This is a genomic window from Pedococcus sp. P2_D9 (assembly GCF_056404275.1).
Genome location: NZ_JBFUEI010000001.1, coordinates 60,769 through 76,566 on the forward strand (window position 1 = coordinate 60,769; position 15,798 = coordinate 76,566).

Below are 15,798 nucleotides of genomic sequence, written 5' to 3' on the forward strand. Positions count from 1 at the left end.
GATGACCGACTTCGGCGGCTCCCGCATCGAGGGCCTGCTGCGCGAGGACCTGCGCGGTGGGACTCCCTACGGCGCACCCCAGCTCGACGTGCCCGTGCGCCTCAACACCAACGAGAGCTCCTACCCCGTCCCGCCGTCGGTGGTGGCCGAGATCACGGCCGCCGTTGCCGAGGTCGCGGCTGGCCTGAACAGGTACCCCGACCGGGAGTTCACCGACCTCCGGACTGCGCTCGCGGCATACCTGTCGTCGTCGGGGACTGCCGTGGACCCGGCCCAGGTGTGGGCGGGCAACGGCTCCAACGAGGTGCTCCAGCACGTCGTCCTGGCATTCGGCGGGCCGGGGCGCACGGCCCTGGGTTTCACGCCGGCCTACTCGATGCACCCGATCATCAGCACCTCGGTCGGCACCGCCTGGGTGGACGGCCTGCGCGGACAGGGCGGCACCCCCTTCGACCTGACCGTCGAGTCCGCGGTGGCGCAGGTGCGCGAGCACGATCCCCACGTCGTCTTCCTCTGCTCACCCAACAACCCGACGGGCACCGCGCTCGGCCTCGACGTGGTGGAGGCCGTGTATGCCGCGGCCGAGCGTGCCGTGGTCGTGGTGGACGAGGCCTACGCCGAGTTCGCCCGCCCCGGCACCCCCAGCGCGCTGACGCTGCTGGACGGGCGCCCCCGGCTCGTGGTCACCCGCACGATGAGCAAGGCGTTCGCGTTCGCGGGGGGCCGGCTGGGCTACCTCGCCGCGGACCCTGCGCTCATCGACGCCCTGCGGTTGGTGCGGTTGCCCTACCACCTGTCGGCGCCCACGCAGGCGATCGCCCTGGCGGCCCTGCGGCACGCGCCGGAGATGCTCGGCACCGTCGAGGCGATCAAGGAGCAGCGTGACCGGATGGTCACCGGACTCACCGAGCTCGGTCTGGCGCCGGTGCCCAGCGACGCCAACTTCGTGCTCTTCGGCGGCCTCGCGGACGCCGCCCAGACCTGGCGTGCGCTGCTGGACCGGGGCGTCCTCGTCCGCGACGTCGGCATTCCCCACTATCTTCGTGTCACGGCCGGGACCCCGGACGAGACAGGTGCGTTCCTCGCCGCCGTGGCGCAGATCGCCCGACCTGAGCAGGACAGGAGCGCACCGTGACGCAGGAGACCGTGACGCAGGGGAACCAGCCCGGTGACCGCACGGCATCGCTGAGCCGCTCGACGTCGGAGTCCAGCGTCGAGGTCGAGCTCAACCTCGACGGCTCCGGCCAGTCCGAGATCTCGACTGGCGTGCGCTTCTACGACCACATGCTCGCGTCCCTGGCCAAGCACTCGCTGATCGACCTCCGCGTCAAGGCCACCGGCGACGTCGACGTCGACGCGCACCACACCGTCGAGGATGTCGCGATCGTGCTCGGCGACGCGCTGCGCGAGGCGCTCGGCGACAAGCGCGGCATCTCGCGCTTCGGCGACGCGACGGTCCCGCTCGACGAGGCGCTCGTCCAGGCCGTCGTCGACGTGGCGGGACGCCCCTATGTCGTGCACACCGGTGAGCCCGAGGGCCAGGCCTACGTCGTCATCGGCGGCACCTACGTCGGCTCGCTGACCCGCCACGTGTGGGAGTCCTTCGCCGGACGCGCCGGGATCGCGCTGCACGTGCGCGTGCTGTCGGGCCGCGACCCGCACCACATCGTCGAGGCCCAGTTCAAGGCGGTCGCCCGCGCCCTGCGTGCCGCGGTCGCCCGCGACCCGCGGGTCAGCGGCATACCCAGCGCGAAGGGCAGCCTCTCCACGTGAGCGTGCCGTGGCAGCCCGCGCAGGAGGCGCGCGGACTGCTCCTGGTGAGCGGCGGCCCCGCGCCGGTGTCGTCCTGGCTGCGCCGGGGCCTGGTGGCCTGCCAGGTGGTCCCCGTCGGGGACTGGACCGCGGTGCTGCCCACCGAGCGCCGGTCACGCGCCGAACCGCCGTATGACGACGCCCTCGCCGTCCTCGCCGCGCGCCCGGTGCCACGCCGGCTGCGAGGCGCCCTCGGGTTCTTCACCGTCGACGGCCGGGCCGTGGTGACCTCCCACGCGCCGGGGTGGCGCGACGTCGCCCGGTGGCTGGTGTGGGAGCCCGGCGCCGGAGTGGTGCGCGCCCCCCAGCTCGAGCTGGCCCGACCGGCGGACCTCCTGACTGCGGCCGGTCGGACAGGGGACCCGCGTGCGGTGATGCGGGTCGTGGCCGAGCGCAACGGCACCGCAGACCGCGTCATCACCGACCTGTTGTCCGTCCTGGGCCTGCCGGGCTCGGACCTGGTCGGACCGGGGGTGGGCCTGCGCGGCCAGGTGGTGGCACCGACGGCACAGGCGGTGGCCCGTTTCGACGCGCGGATGGCCGAGCAGGCCCGGCACCGCACCGAACTCGAGGAGAACTCATGAGCCGGGTGGTCGTCTTCGACTACGGCAGTGGCAACGTCCGGTCGGCGGTGCGCGCCCTGGAGCACGTCGGTGCGGAGGTGGAGCTGACTGGTGACCGGGCGGCAGCGCTCGCCGCGGACGGGCTGTTCGTGCCCGGGGTGGGAAACTTCCACGCCTGCATGGCGGGCCTGCGTGCCGCCGACGGTCCGGTCGTCATCGACCTGCGCCTCTCGGGGGGACGGCCGGTGCTCGGCGTCTGCGTGGGCATGCAGGTGCTGTTCGAGGGGTCCGACGAACCCAGCGGTGCACCCCAGGACGGCCTGGGGGAGTGGCCCGGGTCGGTGTCCCGCCTCCAGGCAGAGGTGGTGCCGCACATGGGCTGGTCCGACGTGGACGTCGCCACCGGCAGCCGGCTCTTCGCAGGCGTCGAGTCCGAGCGGTTCTACTTCGTCCACTCGTATGCCGTGCAGTCCTGGACGCTGGAGGACCCCAGCGGCGCCTTCGCCGCCGTCGCCCCCAAGGTGACCTGGGCCGACCACGGTGGACGGTTCGTCGCGGCCGTGGAGAACGGACCGCTGGCCGCGACCCAGTTCCACCCGGAGAAGTCCGGCGACGCAGGCCTGTCCCTCCTCGAGAACTGGGTGAAGTCACTGTGAGCGCAACCAAGAAGACGGCCAAGTCGGCCAGGTCGGCGGGCAGCACGGCCCGCAAGGCCACCACCCGCAAGAGGACGAGCACGGCCGGCACCTCCCGTCGCAGCACGACCCGGCGTCGGACGACGCGGCGCACCACCACGCGACGGCGGGCCCAGCCCAAGGTCGCCACGACGATCGGCGCGGGCCTGGCGACGCTGGCGGTGGCGGCCTTTGCCGGCGCGTCCTGGCCGGTGCGGATCGCGCTGGTGGTGGCGGCCCTCGTGATCGTCGGCGGCTACCTGCTGGTGCAGGGCCGGCGACACGACGCCGCCACAGCCGCGGACGACACCCCGCCGCCACCAGAAACCACGCCGTCGAACCAGACGGCAGCGTTGACCGACACCACGCCGCCGACCGAACCCCGACCCGAGGATCCCGCATGAACGACGCACCCCGACTCGAGCTGCTGCCCGCCGTCGACGTCCAGGGCGGCCGTGCCGTCCAGCTCGTCCAGGGGGTGGCCGGCAGCGGGGGAGAGTTCGGTGATCCCTGGGAGGCCGCGCTGGCGTGGCAGGAGCAGGGCGCCGAGTGGCTGCACCTCGTCGACCTCGACGCCGCCTTCGGGCGCGGTTCCAACCGCGAGCTGCTCGCGGGCATCGTCGGCCGGCTGGACCTCAAGGTCGAGATGAGCGGCGGGATCCGCGACGCCGAGTCGCTCGAGGCCGCCCTCGCCACGGGGTGTCGCCGGGTCAACCTCGGGACAGCGGCGCTGGAGGATCCCGAGTGGACCGCGCGGGCGATCGCCGAGCATGGCGACCGCGTCGCCGTCGGCCTCGACGTGCGTGGCACCACCCTGGCTGCGCGTGGCTGGACGAAGGACGGTGGCGACCTCTGGGAGACCCTGGCCCGACTCGACGCCGAGGGGTGCGCCCGCTACGTCGTCACCGACGTCAACAAGGACGGCATGCTCAAGGGCCCGAACCTCGACCTGCTCCGCGACGTCTGCGCGCGCACCGACCGCCCCGTCGTGGCGTCGGGCGGCGTGTCGACGCTGGAGGACATCGAGGCGATCCGGGGCCTGGTGCCCGTTGGCGTGGAGGGCGCCATCGTCGGGTCGGCGCTCTACCGTGGCGCGTTCACCCTGCCCGACGCGCTCGACGTTGCGGGTCGCCCGTGACCTCCCACGACTCCGCGGGGGTCCCGTTCGGCGGTCGTGAGCTCACCGGCACCGGTTTCGACGGCGACACGGGCGAGGCCGATGCGGCCCTGGTGAGGGCACTCGCGGAGCCGCTCGACGAGGTGGCCCTGATGACCGCCGTCGCAGCCGCGCGTCTGCTCGTGCCCATCGTCGCCGAACCCGTCTCCGTCGACACGTCGGGCGAGCACGCCGTCGAGAAGCAGACCGACATGGCGGCGGTGACCCTCGTCGCGCCCGACGGCACGCGGGCCCTCCCGGTGTTCTCCTCGATGGCAGCCATCGCGGCCTGGGACGCCGGAGCCAGGCCGGTTCCGGTGACTGCAGCCAGGGCCGCGCAGGCCGCGGTCAGCGAGCGGTGCGATGTGATGGTGGTCGACCTGGCAGGCCCTCTCACGGTTGCCCTGCGACCCAGCATGGTCTGGGCGCTGGCCCAGCAGCGCGAGTGGCTGCCAGCCCACGAGGACGAGACGGTGCGGCGAGCGGTGGCCAACGCGGTCCGGGAGCAGGACGCCGTGCTCGCCCACGAGATCGGCCCGGGGGCACCGGGCGAAGGCGTGCTCCGAGTGACGCTGCAGCTGGTGCCGGGTCTGGACGCGGACGCCGTGCAGGCGGTCGCCACGGAGGTCGGCGAACGGCTCGCCACCGACGGTGAGATCCGCGCCCGGATCGACGGGCTCTCGTTCTCGATCTCCTGAGGGCGCCCGCAGTTCAGGCGTGCGGCGGCGCGAGCTCGGTGACGGCCACGACGGCGTCGGCCGGCAGGGCGGCATAGAGGTGGGGGAATGTCTCGCCCGTGTCCAGGTCGCCGATCTCCTCGATCGGGCGTTCGGTGAGTCGGGACGGGTCGATCTCGAGCAGGAGCAAGGTGCCCTGGTAGTCCGCATAGAACGAGCGGCGCACCACGGGCCACTGCTGCTCGGAGGAGCAGTGGATGAAGCCTTCCTGCGCCAGGGTCCGACCTCGCGTCGACTCGGTGTAGCTCCCCGACCTGCGGGCCTGCTCCCACTTCTCCGGCTCGGCAAGGTGGTAGATCGTCATGGTCGGCAACCTAGTCGTCGGCAGTGGCCCTGGGGCGCGCTGCGCGGGTCTGCCGCCTGCTGACTCCCGCCGCTGGGCGACAGCTTCATGACAGGAGCAAAAAGGGTTTGGCCACTGTCAGTGCGGGCTGGCACAGTGGGTGGGTGCAGCTCGCCAACGCCCGTTACCGCCGCGTCCTCGCCAGTGCCGCCCTGCGGCGGGCGCTGGTGCTGGGCTTCCTGGTGCGCATGCCCATCTTCGCCGGCGGAGTGGTGCTGACCCTGCACGTCGTCTCCCACCTCGGGCGGTCCTACGCAGCAGCCGGTCTGGTGTCGGCCGCGGCGACCATCGCCATCGCCATCAGCGGGCCGTGGCGTGGCCGCCTCCTCGACCGCAGAGGCCTGCGCCGCGTGGTCCTGCCCTCCATCGTCGTCGCGGCCGTCTGCTGGTCCATCGCGCCCTTCGTCTCGTACTGGTGGCTCCTGGGGCTCGCGGCACTGGCCGGGCTCTTCGTCATCCCCTCGTTCTCGATCATCCGCCAGGCGGTGATCGCCGCAGTGCCCGAGGACGACCGGCGCACGGCGATCTCCCTGGACTCCGTGGCCGTCGAGCTGTCCTTCATGGTCGGCCCGGCTGCCGGGGTCTGGGCCGCCACGCTCTGGCCGACCCAGTGGGTGCTGTTCGCCATCGAGATGCTCGGGGTGCTGGCCGGTGTGCTGCTCTGGTTCGCCAACCCCGTCATGCACGACGAGGCGGCCGAGCCGATCGACGAGGGACTGGTGGACGCCGGGGTGGTGGACGCTGGGCTCGTGGACGACGAGGGCGTCGGCGCTGCGGTGCCGCGCGTGGCGCGATCGGACTGGTTCCGTGCACGCTTCATCGTCATCTGCCTGGCCGCCGCGGCCACGACCGTCGTGCTCGGCGGCACCGACATCGCCATCGTGGCCGCGCTGCGAGACTTCGACGCCCAGTCCTCGATCGGCTGGGTGCTGGCCGTCTGGGGCTTCGGCTCCCTCCTGGGCGGCCTGGTCTACGGCGGGCTGCAGAAGTCGGTCTCAGCCTTCTGGCTGCTCGGCGGGCTCGCGCTGGTCAGCGCACCGATGGCGCTGGCCCACGGTGTGCCCTCGCTGGCGGTCCTGTCCTTCGTGGCCGGGTTGTTCTGCGCGCCGACCATCACGGCGACCGTGGACCAGGTCAGCCGGGTGGTCCCGGGGGCCGCGCGCGGCGAGGCGATGGGCTGGCACGGCTCGTTCATGACCGGAGGCATGGCGCTGGGCGCACCGATGGCGGGCGTCGCCATCGACCACCAGGGCTGGCAGGCGGGCTTCCTCGTCGTCGCGGTGATCGGGCTGCTGGTCGCCCTCGTCGGCGCCGTGGCCACCTCAGGGCGAGCCTCGCAGCGCCGCGCCGCTCAGCGGCTGAGCGCCACCGCCGACGCCTGAGCGCTCGGGCTGGCGGTCCCGGCCCTTCGTCGGGGAGGGCCGGCCCGGGTCACACGACCGAACCGGTCAGCTTCTCGCCCGGCCCCTGGCCCGGTGGGTCCTGGATCACCGAGGCCTCGCGGAAAGCCAGCTGCAGCGACTTCAGCCCGTCCCGCAGCGGGGCGGCGTGCTGGCTGCCCAGGTCGGGGGCCGCCGCGGTGATGAGCCCGGCCAGGGCGCTGATCAGTCGCCGCGCCTCGTCCAGGTCGAGGTGCTCGCCCGCGTCCGGCCCCTCGGCCAGCCCGCACTTGACCGCAGCTGCGCTCATCAGGTGGATGGCCGCGGTGGTGATGACCTCGACAGCCGGCACCTCGGCGATGTCGCGGGTGGCCTGCTCGTGACTGGTGGCGGCGAGGTCGGGGCCTTCGGGGGAATTGGGAGATTCGGTGCTCACGCTGGTAGCCTTGCAGATCGACCGGCCGTGTCCATCGTCGGGTGACCTGAGAGGGTGACCCAGCACCGGGCCCGGTGTGCAAGTGAAGCAGCACCTGCTTCCACCCGCGTCAACCTCACGGTTGCCGGGTCAACGAGGTCACGCAGGGCGTATGCCGTGGGCGCGAGCCACGCGGCATACCTGCCCTTGGTGAACTCGTGAACCGGATCAGGTGAGGCTTCCCGCGCAACGGCGACGGGGAGCCTTTCTTCGTTGCAGCGGCCGGACAGCGAACATTCACGGGCAGTGAACTTCCAACAGAGGAGCACCAACATCAGCGAACCTCGCATCAACGACCGCATTCGGGTTCCCGAAGTGCGGTTGGTTGGCCCCAACGGAGAACAGGTCGGCATCGTGCGCGTCGAAGACGCGCTGCGTCTGGCCGCCGAGGCTGACCTCGACCTCGTCGAGGTTGCCCCGATGGCCAAGCCTCCGGTCGCCAAGCTCATGGACTTCGGCAAGTTCAAGTACGAAGCGGCACTGAAGGCTCGCGAAGCGCGCAAGAACCAGGTCAACACGGTCATCAAGGAGATCAAGCTCCGCCCGAAGATCGACCCGCACGACTACGGCACCAAGAAGGGCCACGTCGAGCGGTTCCTCAAGGGCGGCGACAAGGTCAAGGTGACGATCATGTTCCGCGGACGCGAGCAGTCGCGCCCGGAGCTCGGCTTCCGGCTGCTGCAGCGCCTCGCTGAGGACGTCATCGAGCTGGGCACGGTCGAGTCGGCCCCCAAGCAGGACGGCCGCAACATGATCATGGTGCTCGGCCCGACCAAGAAGAAGTCGGAGGCGATGGCCGAGCAGCGCCGCGCCCGGTCGGCCACCCCCGCTCACGCGGACGACGCCGGCCAGGTGCACGACGCCGACCAGGTGCACGACGCCCCGCCGGTCGACCAGGTACAGGACGTCTCGGTCGAGACAGCCGCGGAGCCCACCGCCCCTGAGGCTGAGGTCCCCGCCCCCGAGACAGAGGCCCCCGCCGCCCCCGAGGCTGAGGTCCCCGCCCCCGAGGCAGAGGCCCCCGCCGCCCCCGAGGCTGAGGTCCCGGCCCCTGAGGCAAAGCCCGCTGCGAAGCCGGCCGCCACGGCGAAGCCCGCTGCGAAGCCGGCCGCCACGGCCAAGCCGGTGGCCAAGCCCGCGGCCAAGCCAAAGGCCACCGAGCCGACCGGCTGAGGCCCGTTCCACCCCTGATCCACAACGCACGAACGACACACGGCTACACACCAACACAAGGAGATCGGCCCCATGCCGAAGATGAAGACGCACTCTGGCGCGAAGAAGCGCTTCCGCCTCACCGGCACCGGCAAGGTCATGCGTGAGCAGGCCAATGGCCGTCACCTGCTCGAGCACAAGTCCTCGCGGTACACCCGCTCGATCGCGAACGACGTCGAGGTGTCCAAGCCGGACGCCAAGAAGGTCAAGAAGCTCCTCGGCAAGTAGCCGAGCCCACCCATCCCATTGTTTGGCCGGGCTCAGCAAGCAGCCTCGCAAGCAGTTAGACAGCAAGGAGAACTCACGTGGCACGCGTGAAGCGGGCAGTCAACGCCCAGAAGAAGCGCCGGGTCGTCCTCGAGCGCGCCAGCGGTTACCGCGGACAGCGCTCGCGGCTCTACCGCAAGGCCAAGGAACAGGTCACCCACTCCCTCGGGTACGCCTACCGTGACCGTCGCGCCCGCAAGGGTGACTTCCGTCGCCTGTGGATCCAGCGCATCAACGCCGGCGCCCGCGCGAACGGCATGACCTACAACCGGTTCATCCAGGGCCTCAAGGCCGCGGAGATCGAGGTCGACCGTCGCATGCTGGCCGAGCTCGCCGTCAACGACGAGGCGGCGTTCACCGCCCTCGTCGAGATCGCCCGCGCCAACGTGCCGGCGACCACGGAGACCGCGGCCGCGTCGGCCTGATCGACCAAGCACCCTCCGAGCGCCGGGACATGCCCCCGCCGACCCACCGTGAACCTCCCGTGATGACCAATCCGGGAGCCGACCGGGTGAAGTCGGTGCGGGCACTGTCCCGGCGCTCCGTGCGTGACAAGACCGGCCGGTTCCTCGTAGAGGGGCCGCAGTCGGTCCGCGAGGTGGTCGTCCACCACCCCGAGCGGGTGGTGGACCTGTACCTCACCGCCGAGGCCCGCGCGCGACACGCCGACATCGTGGCCGGAGCCGAGGAGGCGGACCTCTACCTCCACGAGGTGACCGAGGACGTCCTCGCAGCGATGTGCGACACCCCTGCCCCCCAAGGGATTGCCGCGGTATGCCGCGTGGTCACCGCCAGCCTTGACGAGGTCCTCACTCGGAGGCCCCGACTACTCGTCCTGCTGACGAATGTCAGGGATCCGGGCAACGCCGGGACGGTGATCCGCGGCGCGGACGCGGCTGGTGCCGACGCCGTCCTCGTGAGTGACGCGTCGGTCGACGTGCACGCGCCCAAGGTGGTGCGGTCGACCGCCGGCTCACTGTTCCACCTGCCCCTGGTGACCGGGCTGCCGGTGGAGGAGACGCTGGCCAGGCTTCGCGCGGCCGGCATCCGTGTGCTGGCAGCCGACGGCGTCGGCACGACGATGCTGCCTGATGTCGACCTCCTGCCTACCCACGCCTGGGTGATGGGCAACGAGGCCTGGGGGCTCGAACCCGAGATCCGCGACCTGTGTGACGAGGTCGTGCGCGTGCCGATCTACGGCAAGGCCGAGTCGCTCAACCTCGCGATGGCCGCCACGGTCTGTCTCTACGCGTCCGCGGGCGCCCAGAACCACTAGGGTCGGCGGCATGGACTTCCGGCCCGGTTCCATCCTGCCGCCCGAGCAGGCTGCATTGGCCAGTGAGCTCCTGCCTGACGGCATGGTCGCGGCCGAGGCGGATGCGAAGGTGAGCTTCGTCAACCGTCGAGCCGTCCAGATCCTCGGCATCGCCCGCAGCGAGCTCGTGGGCCGCGACATCCGCACCGCGCTGGTGCTGCGCGACAACGACGGCACCGACTGGTGGGACGTCACCGACCCCTGGAACGGCCTGGACATCCGGACCGGCCATCGCGAGAAGTACCTCATGGTCGACGGTGGCGCCGAGGTGCTCGTCACCGCGAAGTACCTCAGGCCGGGGCGCAACAAGCCGGTCAACCGCGTCATCCTCATGCTGCGTGATGCGGAGGCACGCCGCCGGCTCGAGGCCGACCACGCAGCGCTCATCTCCACCGTCGCCCACGAGCTGCGCTCGCCGCTCACCTCGGTCAAGGGATTCTCCTCGACGCTGCTGCGTCGGTGGGACCGCTTCACCGACGACCAGAAGCGGCTCATGCTCGAGACCATCGAGGCCGATGCCGACCGGGTGACCCGCCTGATCACCGAGCTGCTCGACGTGTCCCGCATCGACTCGGGACGACTGCAGATCCGGCCCCTGCCGATCGACGTCGCCGCTGTCTACGGCCGCCACGTGGAGCGAGCCGTGGCCAGCGGCCAGGAACGGGACCGCTTCTCCATCGAGGTACCCGAGACCCTGCCCGAGGTGTGGGCGGACCCAGACCGGCTCGACCAGATCCTCTCCAACCTGATCGAGAACGCGTTCCGACACGGCGACGGCATGGTGACCCTCGGGGCGCAGCCCACGACCGGAAACGGCCAGGAGGCGCTGGAGTCCAAGGGGCACAGTGCCACCGGTGTCGACCTGGTCGTCAGCGACGAGGGAAAGGGCATCGCGGCCGACCACCGGGACCTGGTGTTCAGCAGGTTCTGGCACGGTTCGGGCAGGGGGAGCACGGGGCTCGGCCTCTATGTCGTCAAGGGTCTGGTCGAGGCGCACGGCGGGCGGGTCCAGGTGGAGTCGGCGCCGAGTGGTGGCGCGCAGTTCCGTCTCAGCCTGCCATCCGAGCCGCCCGACTACCTCGCCTGAGGGCTGTTCCGAGAACCAGCCTGGGCCGCGACCGTCAGCAGTGCTCGGTCGCCGAAACCAGGTTGCGCGGACCGTGTGCCGCAGGTCAGGCTGGACCCGTGAGCCACCTCGTGCAGCGATTTACCGTGCCTTCGGGCGCGGTCGCACCGCTGCACTGAGGGCCACCGACGCAGCCGTCCCGGTGCGTCACCACGCCGGCCGACCGGCATACCTCATCGCAGTTGCCGCTCCGCCCCGAAGGCCGAACCCAGCCCCGAGGGCGCAGCCATGCGGCCCCTAGACTTCGGTGCGCCGCCTCCGGTGCGCCGTGCTGACCAGCCGATGAGCAGAGTGGAAGACATGTCAGGACCGAACAAGCAGTACGACCCCGTCGAGGTCGCAGCGCTCGATCCCGCCGTGGTGGAGCAGGCCGTCGCCGATGCCCGGCAGGCCATCGCCGCCGCCGCGGACCTCGACGAGCTGAAGGCCGCTCGACTGGCGCACCAGGGCGAGAAGAGTGCCCTGGCGCTGGCCAACCGCGAGATCGGTGCGCTGCCACCCAGTGCCAAGGCCGAGGCCGGCAAGCGCGTTGGCCAGGCCCGCGGCCAGGTGGCGCAGGCGCTCGCCGCACGGCAGGCGGAGCTCGAGGCCGAGCGGGACGAGCGCATCCTGGTGGACGAGACCGTCGACGTGACGGTGCGGGTGCCGCGCAGGCCGATGGGGGCCCGCCACCCGATCAGCCTCGTCTCCGAGCGCGTCGAGGACATCTTCGTCTCCATGGGCTGGGAGATCGCCGAGGGGCCCGAGGTCGAGTCCGAGTGGCTGACCTTCGACGCCTTGAACATCCCGGCCGACCACCCTGCCCGCCAGGAGCAGGACACCTTCTTCGTCGAGCCGGCCGGGTCCGGGCTCGTGCTGCGCACCCACACCTCGCCGGTGCAGGTCCGCACGATGCTCGACCGCGAGCCGCCCATCTACGTCCTGTGTCCCGGCAAGGTGTTCCGCACCGACGACCTCGACGCGACCCACACGCCGGTGTTCCACCAGTTCGAGGGACTGGTGGTCGACGAAGGCATCACGATGGCCCACCTCAAGGGCACCCTGGACGCGTTCGTCCAGCGGCTGTTCGGCGAGGGCATCGTGACCCGGCTGCGTCCCAACTACTTCCCGTTCACCGAGCCGAGCGCCGAGATCGACTGCCGTTGCTGGATCTGCGGCGGGTCGGGCTCGCTGGACGGCGACAAGTGCCGCACCTGTGGTGGCACCGGCTGGATCGAGCTCGGCGGATCGGGGATGGTCAACCAGCGCGTGCTGCGGGCGGCGGGGGTCGACACCGACCGCTACACCGGCTTCGCGTTCGGGCTCGGCATCGAGCGCTCGCTCATGCAGCGCCACAACGTCGCCGACATGCACGACATCGTCGAGGGAGACGTCCGCTTCTCCCAGCAGTTCGGAATGGAGATCTGATGCACGCGCCCGTGTCCTGGCTGCGCGAGCTCGCCGACGTCCCCGCGGACGCCACCGGTGAGGACATCGCTGCTGCGCTCGTGCGCGTCGGCCTCGAGGAGGAGGGCCTGCACGGTGGCGACATCGCCGGTCCCCTCGTCGTCGGCCGGGTGCTGTCGGTCGAGCCCGAGCCGCAGAAGAACGGCAAGACGATCAACTGGTGCACCGTCGACGTCGGCGAGCACGGCCAGCGCGTCTCCGAGGGCAAGGCCCAGGAGATCGTCTGCGGGGCGCACAACTTCACCGTCGGTGACCTCGTCGTCTGCGTGCTCCCCGGGGGGGTGCTGCCGGGCGGGTTCGAGATCTCCGCACGGAAGACCTACGGCCACGTGTCCAACGGCATGATCTGCTCGGCCCGCGAGCTCGGGCTCGGTGAGGACCACGACGGCATCATCGTGCTGTCGGAGCTGTTGGGTGCCGAGGCTGCCGCCACCCTCACCCCTGGTGACGACGCCATCGCGTTGCTCGGCCTGGCCGACGAGGTCGTGGAGGTCAACGTCACCCCCGACCGCGGCTACTGCTTCTCGATGCGTGGCATCGCGCGCGAGTACGCGTTGTCGACCGGCGCGGCGTTCCGCGACCCCGCCGAGATCACGACCCCGGAGCCCACCGGCGCCGGGTATGCCGTGGAGCTCGCCGATGCCTCGCCGCTCGAGGGCGTGCCGGGCTGCGACCGCTACGTCGCTCGCGTCGTGCGCGGCGTCGACGTCACGGCGTCGAGCCCCCGCTGGATGCAGAAGCGGCTCACGCAGGTCGGGATGCGACCGATCTCGCTGGCGGTCGACGTCACCAACTACGTGATGATGCTGCTGGGCCAGCCGCTGCACGCCTTCGACCTCGACACCCTGTCGGGTTCGATCGGGACCCGTCGCGCCCGGCCGGGGGAGAAGCTCACCACGCTCGACGACGTCGCGCGCGCGCTCGACCCCGAGGACCTCCTCATCGTCGACGGGGCCGACACCCCGCTGGCCATCGCGGGGGTCATGGGTGGCGCTGCCTCGGAGGTCACCGAGAGGACCACCAACGTCCTGATCGAGGCGGCCCACTTCGACCCGATCACCGTGGCCCGGTCCTCGCGTCGGCACCGCCTCACCACCGAGGCGTCCAAGCGGTTCGAGCGCGGCGTCGACCACGCCGTCGCCGCAGCTGCCGCGCAGCTGGCGGTCGACCTGCTGGTCGAGCACGGAGGTGGCACGGCTGACGCCGGCGTCACCGACGTCGACCACCGCGCGCCGGCCCAGCCGTTCGACTTCGACACCACCCTGCCGACCCGCTACATCGGGCTCGACTACCCCCGTGAGGAGGTGCTCGCGACGCTTCGCGCCATCGGCTGCGTGGTGACGGCAACCGAATCCGGCGCCGGCGCCGGCGCAGACCTCGTCAGCGTGCTGCCGCCCTCCTGGCGGCCCGACCTCACCAACGGACCCGAGCTGGTCGAGGAGGTCGCGCGGGCGCGTGGCTACGACCAGATCCCGTCGGTCCTGCCCCAGCCCAAGGCGGCCGGCCGCGGCCTCACCCATGGCCAGCGCATCCGTCGGGTCGTCGCCACGACCTTGGCCCACCAGGGCCTCACCGAGGTGCTGAGCTATCCGTTCGTCTCCCGGTCGCTGTTCGACCGGCTCGGCCTGCCCGCTGACGACGAGCGCAGGCGCGTGGTCTCGCTGGTGAACCCGCTGTCCGACGAGGCGCCCGTCATGCGCACGTCGGTGCTCGACACCCTGCTCGACACCCTGCGCCGCAACGTCGCTCGTGGTGCGCGCGACATCGCCGTCTACGAGATCGGCCTCGTCACGCGCGCCCAGCAGGACCCCACGAGCGCGCCCGTCCCCGGCATCGAGTCGCGTCCCGACGACGAGACGCTCGCCGCCATCCTCGGTGCCGTGCCGGCGCAGCCCCGCCACGCGGCATACGCGGCTGCTGGTGAGGTCGAGCACGGAGGGCCCTGGGGGCCGGGTCGCAAGGCCGACACCTCGGACGCCGTGGCGTGGGCCCTGGCGGTGGGCCGGTCCGTGGGCCTGGACCTCGTGGTCGCGTCGGTCGTCCGTGCCCCGTGGCACCCCGGGCGCTGCGCCGAGCTGGCCCTGGCCGACGGCACAGTGGTGGGCTACGCGGGTGAGCTGCACCCCAAGGTGACGGCCGCCCTCGAGCTGCCCGCGCGCACCGTCGCCGGCGAGCTCGACGTCGACGTGCTCGTCGCGGCGACGGGCACGCCCCTGCAGGCGAGTGCCTTGTCGACCTATCCGTTGGCCCACACGGACGTCGCCCTCGTGGTCGACGAGACCGTGCCGGCAGCCGCCGTGGAGGCAGCCCTGCGCGAGGGCGCGGGGGAGAGCCTCGAGTCCGTGGCGTTGTTCGACGTCTACCGCGGCGAGCAGGTCGAGTCGGGCAAGAAGTCGCTGGCCTACCGCCTGACCTTCCGTGCCACCGACCGGACGCTGACCACCGACGAGGTGAGTGCGCTGCGCGACAAGGCCGTCGCCGCGGCCGCGGCCCACACCGGCGCGATCCAGCGGTGAGCGCTGCTCCCGTCGCCGTGGTGACCGGCGCCTCCCGCGGCATCGGTCAGCACCTCGCCACCGCCCTCGAGCAGGCCGGGTATGCCGTGGAGCGCGGTTCGCGTTCGGTCGCGCCGGTCACCGACCGGTCGGCCGTCGAGCGTTGGGTGGCTGAGATCATCGCTCGCCGTGGGCGGATCGACCTGCTGGTCAACAATGCGGGTGTGATCGACGCCGAGGTGTCGCTGGCCGACAGCGACCCGGACGAGTGGTGGCAGACCGTCGAGGTGAACCTGCGCGGTCCCTACCTCATGACCCACGCGGTGCTCCCGCACATGGTGGCGGCGGGGTCGGGCCGGATCGTCAACATCAACTCGGGGGCGGCCTACCGCAACGGCGACAGCGCCACCGCCTACAACGTCAGCAAGGGGGCCCTCGCCCGCCTCACCGCCGCGACGGGCCTGAGCTCCGTCCACGGCGTGCGCGCCTTCGACCTGGCCCCCGGCGTGGTTCGCACCGACATGACCGAGGCGATGGACGCCCATCGCGACCGCACCGACTGGACCGAGCCGGCTGTCGTGGCGGAGCTGCTGCTAGCCATCGCTGCTGGCGAGCTCGACGAGTGGAACAGTCGCATGGTCCGCGCCGGCGTCGACACTCCTGAGTCTCTGCGCGCCYGAGCCGGTCGGGGGCTCGGCGAGGCCGACCGCACCTTGGGCCTGCTGCGCTGGGGCGACGACGACCCGCTGACCTGAACGAGCCGGCGTCGTCCATGCTCCGCGGTAGACCCGAGCCCTA

The 15,798-nt window shown here is 71.7% G+C and carries 18 protein-coding genes; 16 read left to right on the forward strand and 2 right to left on the reverse strand.

From position 1 onward, the window contains the following. Position 1: 1 nt before the first annotated feature. Genes AC1DXJ_RS00280 through AC1DXJ_RS00310 form a run of 7 tightly spaced genes read left to right on the forward strand, consistent with a single transcriptional unit; the run spans position 2 to position 4,903 of the window. Positions 2 to 1,135, forward strand: a complete 1,134-nt coding sequence (locus tag AC1DXJ_RS00280) for a histidinol-phosphate transaminase (RefSeq protein WP_477632016.1) — start codon at positions 2 to 4, stop codon at positions 1,133 to 1,135. Continuing rightward, positions 1,132 to 1,773, forward strand: a complete 642-nt coding sequence (gene hisB, locus AC1DXJ_RS00285; protein ID WP_477624703.1) for an imidazoleglycerol-phosphate dehydratase HisB — start codon at positions 1,132 to 1,134, stop codon at positions 1,771 to 1,773. Before AC1DXJ_RS00280 ends, hisB begins: the two co-directional genes overlap by 4 nt. After that, complete coding sequence (locus tag AC1DXJ_RS00290) at positions 1,770 to 2,396, forward strand: hypothetical protein (RefSeq protein WP_477636115.1); 627 nt, start codon at positions 1,770 to 1,772, stop codon at positions 2,394 to 2,396. The genes hisB and AC1DXJ_RS00290 overlap by 4 nt, the downstream gene beginning before the upstream one ends. Then, positions 2,393 to 3,031 carry an imidazole glycerol phosphate synthase subunit HisH gene (gene hisH, locus AC1DXJ_RS00295; RefSeq protein ID WP_477636116.1) on the forward strand — a complete coding sequence of 213 codons (639 nt, stop codon included), beginning with the start codon at positions 2,393 to 2,395 and terminating at the stop codon, positions 3,029 to 3,031. Before AC1DXJ_RS00290 ends, hisH begins: the two co-directional genes overlap by 4 nt. Further along, positions 3,028 to 3,453 carry a hypothetical protein gene (locus AC1DXJ_RS00300; RefSeq protein ID WP_477636117.1) on the forward strand — a complete coding sequence of 142 codons (426 nt, stop codon included), beginning with the start codon at positions 3,028 to 3,030 and terminating at the stop codon, positions 3,451 to 3,453. Before hisH ends, AC1DXJ_RS00300 begins: the two co-directional genes overlap by 4 nt. Continuing rightward, a complete protein-coding gene (gene priA / locus AC1DXJ_RS00305) occupies positions 3,450 to 4,187 on the forward strand; it encodes a bifunctional 1-(5-phosphoribosyl)-5-((5-phosphoribosylamino)methylideneamino)imidazole-4-carboxamide isomerase/phosphoribosylanthranilate isomerase PriA (RefSeq protein WP_477624707.1) in 738 nt (245 codons plus the stop codon). The genes AC1DXJ_RS00300 and priA overlap by 4 nt, the downstream gene beginning before the upstream one ends. Then, positions 4,184 to 4,903, forward strand: a complete 720-nt coding sequence (locus AC1DXJ_RS00310; protein ID WP_477636118.1) for an SseB family protein — start codon at positions 4,184 to 4,186, stop codon at positions 4,901 to 4,903. Before priA ends, AC1DXJ_RS00310 begins: the two co-directional genes overlap by 4 nt. A gap of 13 nt (positions 4,904 to 4,916) precedes the next feature. Here the strand turns inward: AC1DXJ_RS00310 and AC1DXJ_RS00315 are convergent, their stop codons facing one another. Further along, positions 4,917 to 5,246, reverse strand: coding sequence for a DUF952 domain-containing protein (locus AC1DXJ_RS00315; protein WP_477636119.1), 330 nt, complete (start codon positions 5,244 to 5,246; stop codon positions 4,917 to 4,919). Positions 5,247 to 5,389: 143 nt separating this feature from the next. On the opposite strand from AC1DXJ_RS00315, the gene AC1DXJ_RS00320 reads away from it, so the two are divergent. After that, positions 5,390 to 6,667 carry an MFS transporter gene (locus AC1DXJ_RS00320; protein WP_477636120.1) on the forward strand — a complete coding sequence of 426 codons (1,278 nt, stop codon included), beginning with the start codon at positions 5,390 to 5,392 and terminating at the stop codon, positions 6,665 to 6,667. Positions 6,668 to 6,716: 49 nt separating this feature from the next. Here the strand turns inward: AC1DXJ_RS00320 and AC1DXJ_RS00325 are convergent, their stop codons facing one another. Beyond that, positions 6,717 to 7,100: a DUF1844 domain-containing protein gene (locus tag AC1DXJ_RS00325; RefSeq protein WP_477612653.1), complete on the reverse strand. Its 384-nt coding sequence runs from the start codon at positions 7,098 to 7,100 to the stop codon at positions 6,717 to 6,719. 354 nt (positions 7,101 to 7,454) lie between these two features. Here AC1DXJ_RS00325 and infC point away from each other — a divergent pair, with 354 nt between their 5' ends. The 8 genes from infC to AC1DXJ_RS00365 all read left to right on the forward strand — a co-directional run bounded on the left by infC (position 7,455) and on the right by AC1DXJ_RS00365 (position 15,755). Further along, positions 7,455 to 8,312 (forward strand): translation initiation factor IF-3, encoded by an 858-nt coding sequence (gene infC / locus AC1DXJ_RS00330; RefSeq protein ID WP_477636299.1) that lies wholly within the window; start codon positions 7,455 to 7,457, stop codon positions 8,310 to 8,312. A 72-nt stretch (positions 8,313 to 8,384) separates the two neighbouring features. Then, positions 8,385 to 8,579 carry a 50S ribosomal protein L35 gene (gene rpmI / locus AC1DXJ_RS00335; protein ID WP_179422513.1) on the forward strand — a complete coding sequence of 65 codons (195 nt, stop codon included), beginning with the start codon at positions 8,385 to 8,387 and terminating at the stop codon, positions 8,577 to 8,579. Positions 8,580 to 8,656: 77 nt separating this feature from the next. Beyond that, entirely contained in the window at positions 8,657 to 9,043 is a 387-nt protein-coding gene (gene rplT, locus AC1DXJ_RS00340; protein ID WP_140737333.1) for a 50S ribosomal protein L20, read from the forward strand. Positions 9,044 to 9,102: 59 nt separating this feature from the next. Then, the gene (locus AC1DXJ_RS00345; protein WP_477632019.1) at positions 9,103 to 9,894 is read left to right on the forward strand and encodes a TrmH family RNA methyltransferase; all 792 of its coding nucleotides are present in this window, start codon (positions 9,103 to 9,105) and stop codon (positions 9,892 to 9,894) included. A 10-nt stretch (positions 9,895 to 9,904) separates the two neighbouring features. Then, the gene (locus tag AC1DXJ_RS00350; protein ID WP_477612656.1) at positions 9,905 to 11,020 is read left to right on the forward strand and encodes a sensor histidine kinase; all 1,116 of its coding nucleotides are present in this window, start codon (positions 9,905 to 9,907) and stop codon (positions 11,018 to 11,020) included. Positions 11,021 to 11,359: 339 nt separating this feature from the next. Beyond that, complete coding sequence (pheS, locus tag AC1DXJ_RS00355) at positions 11,360 to 12,466, forward strand: phenylalanine--tRNA ligase subunit alpha (protein WP_477612657.1); 1,107 nt, start codon at positions 11,360 to 11,362, stop codon at positions 12,464 to 12,466. After that, positions 12,466 to 15,021, forward strand: coding sequence for a phenylalanine--tRNA ligase subunit beta (gene pheT, locus AC1DXJ_RS00360; protein ID WP_477632020.1), 2,556 nt, complete (start codon positions 12,466 to 12,468; stop codon positions 15,019 to 15,021). The genes pheS and pheT overlap by 1 nt, the downstream gene beginning before the upstream one ends. Continuing rightward, positions 15,018 to 15,755: an SDR family oxidoreductase gene (locus tag AC1DXJ_RS00365; RefSeq protein ID WP_477636121.1), complete on the forward strand. Its 738-nt coding sequence runs from the start codon at positions 15,018 to 15,020 to the stop codon at positions 15,753 to 15,755. The genes pheT and AC1DXJ_RS00365 overlap by 4 nt, the downstream gene beginning before the upstream one ends. Positions 15,756 to 15,798: the final 43 nt, after the last annotated feature.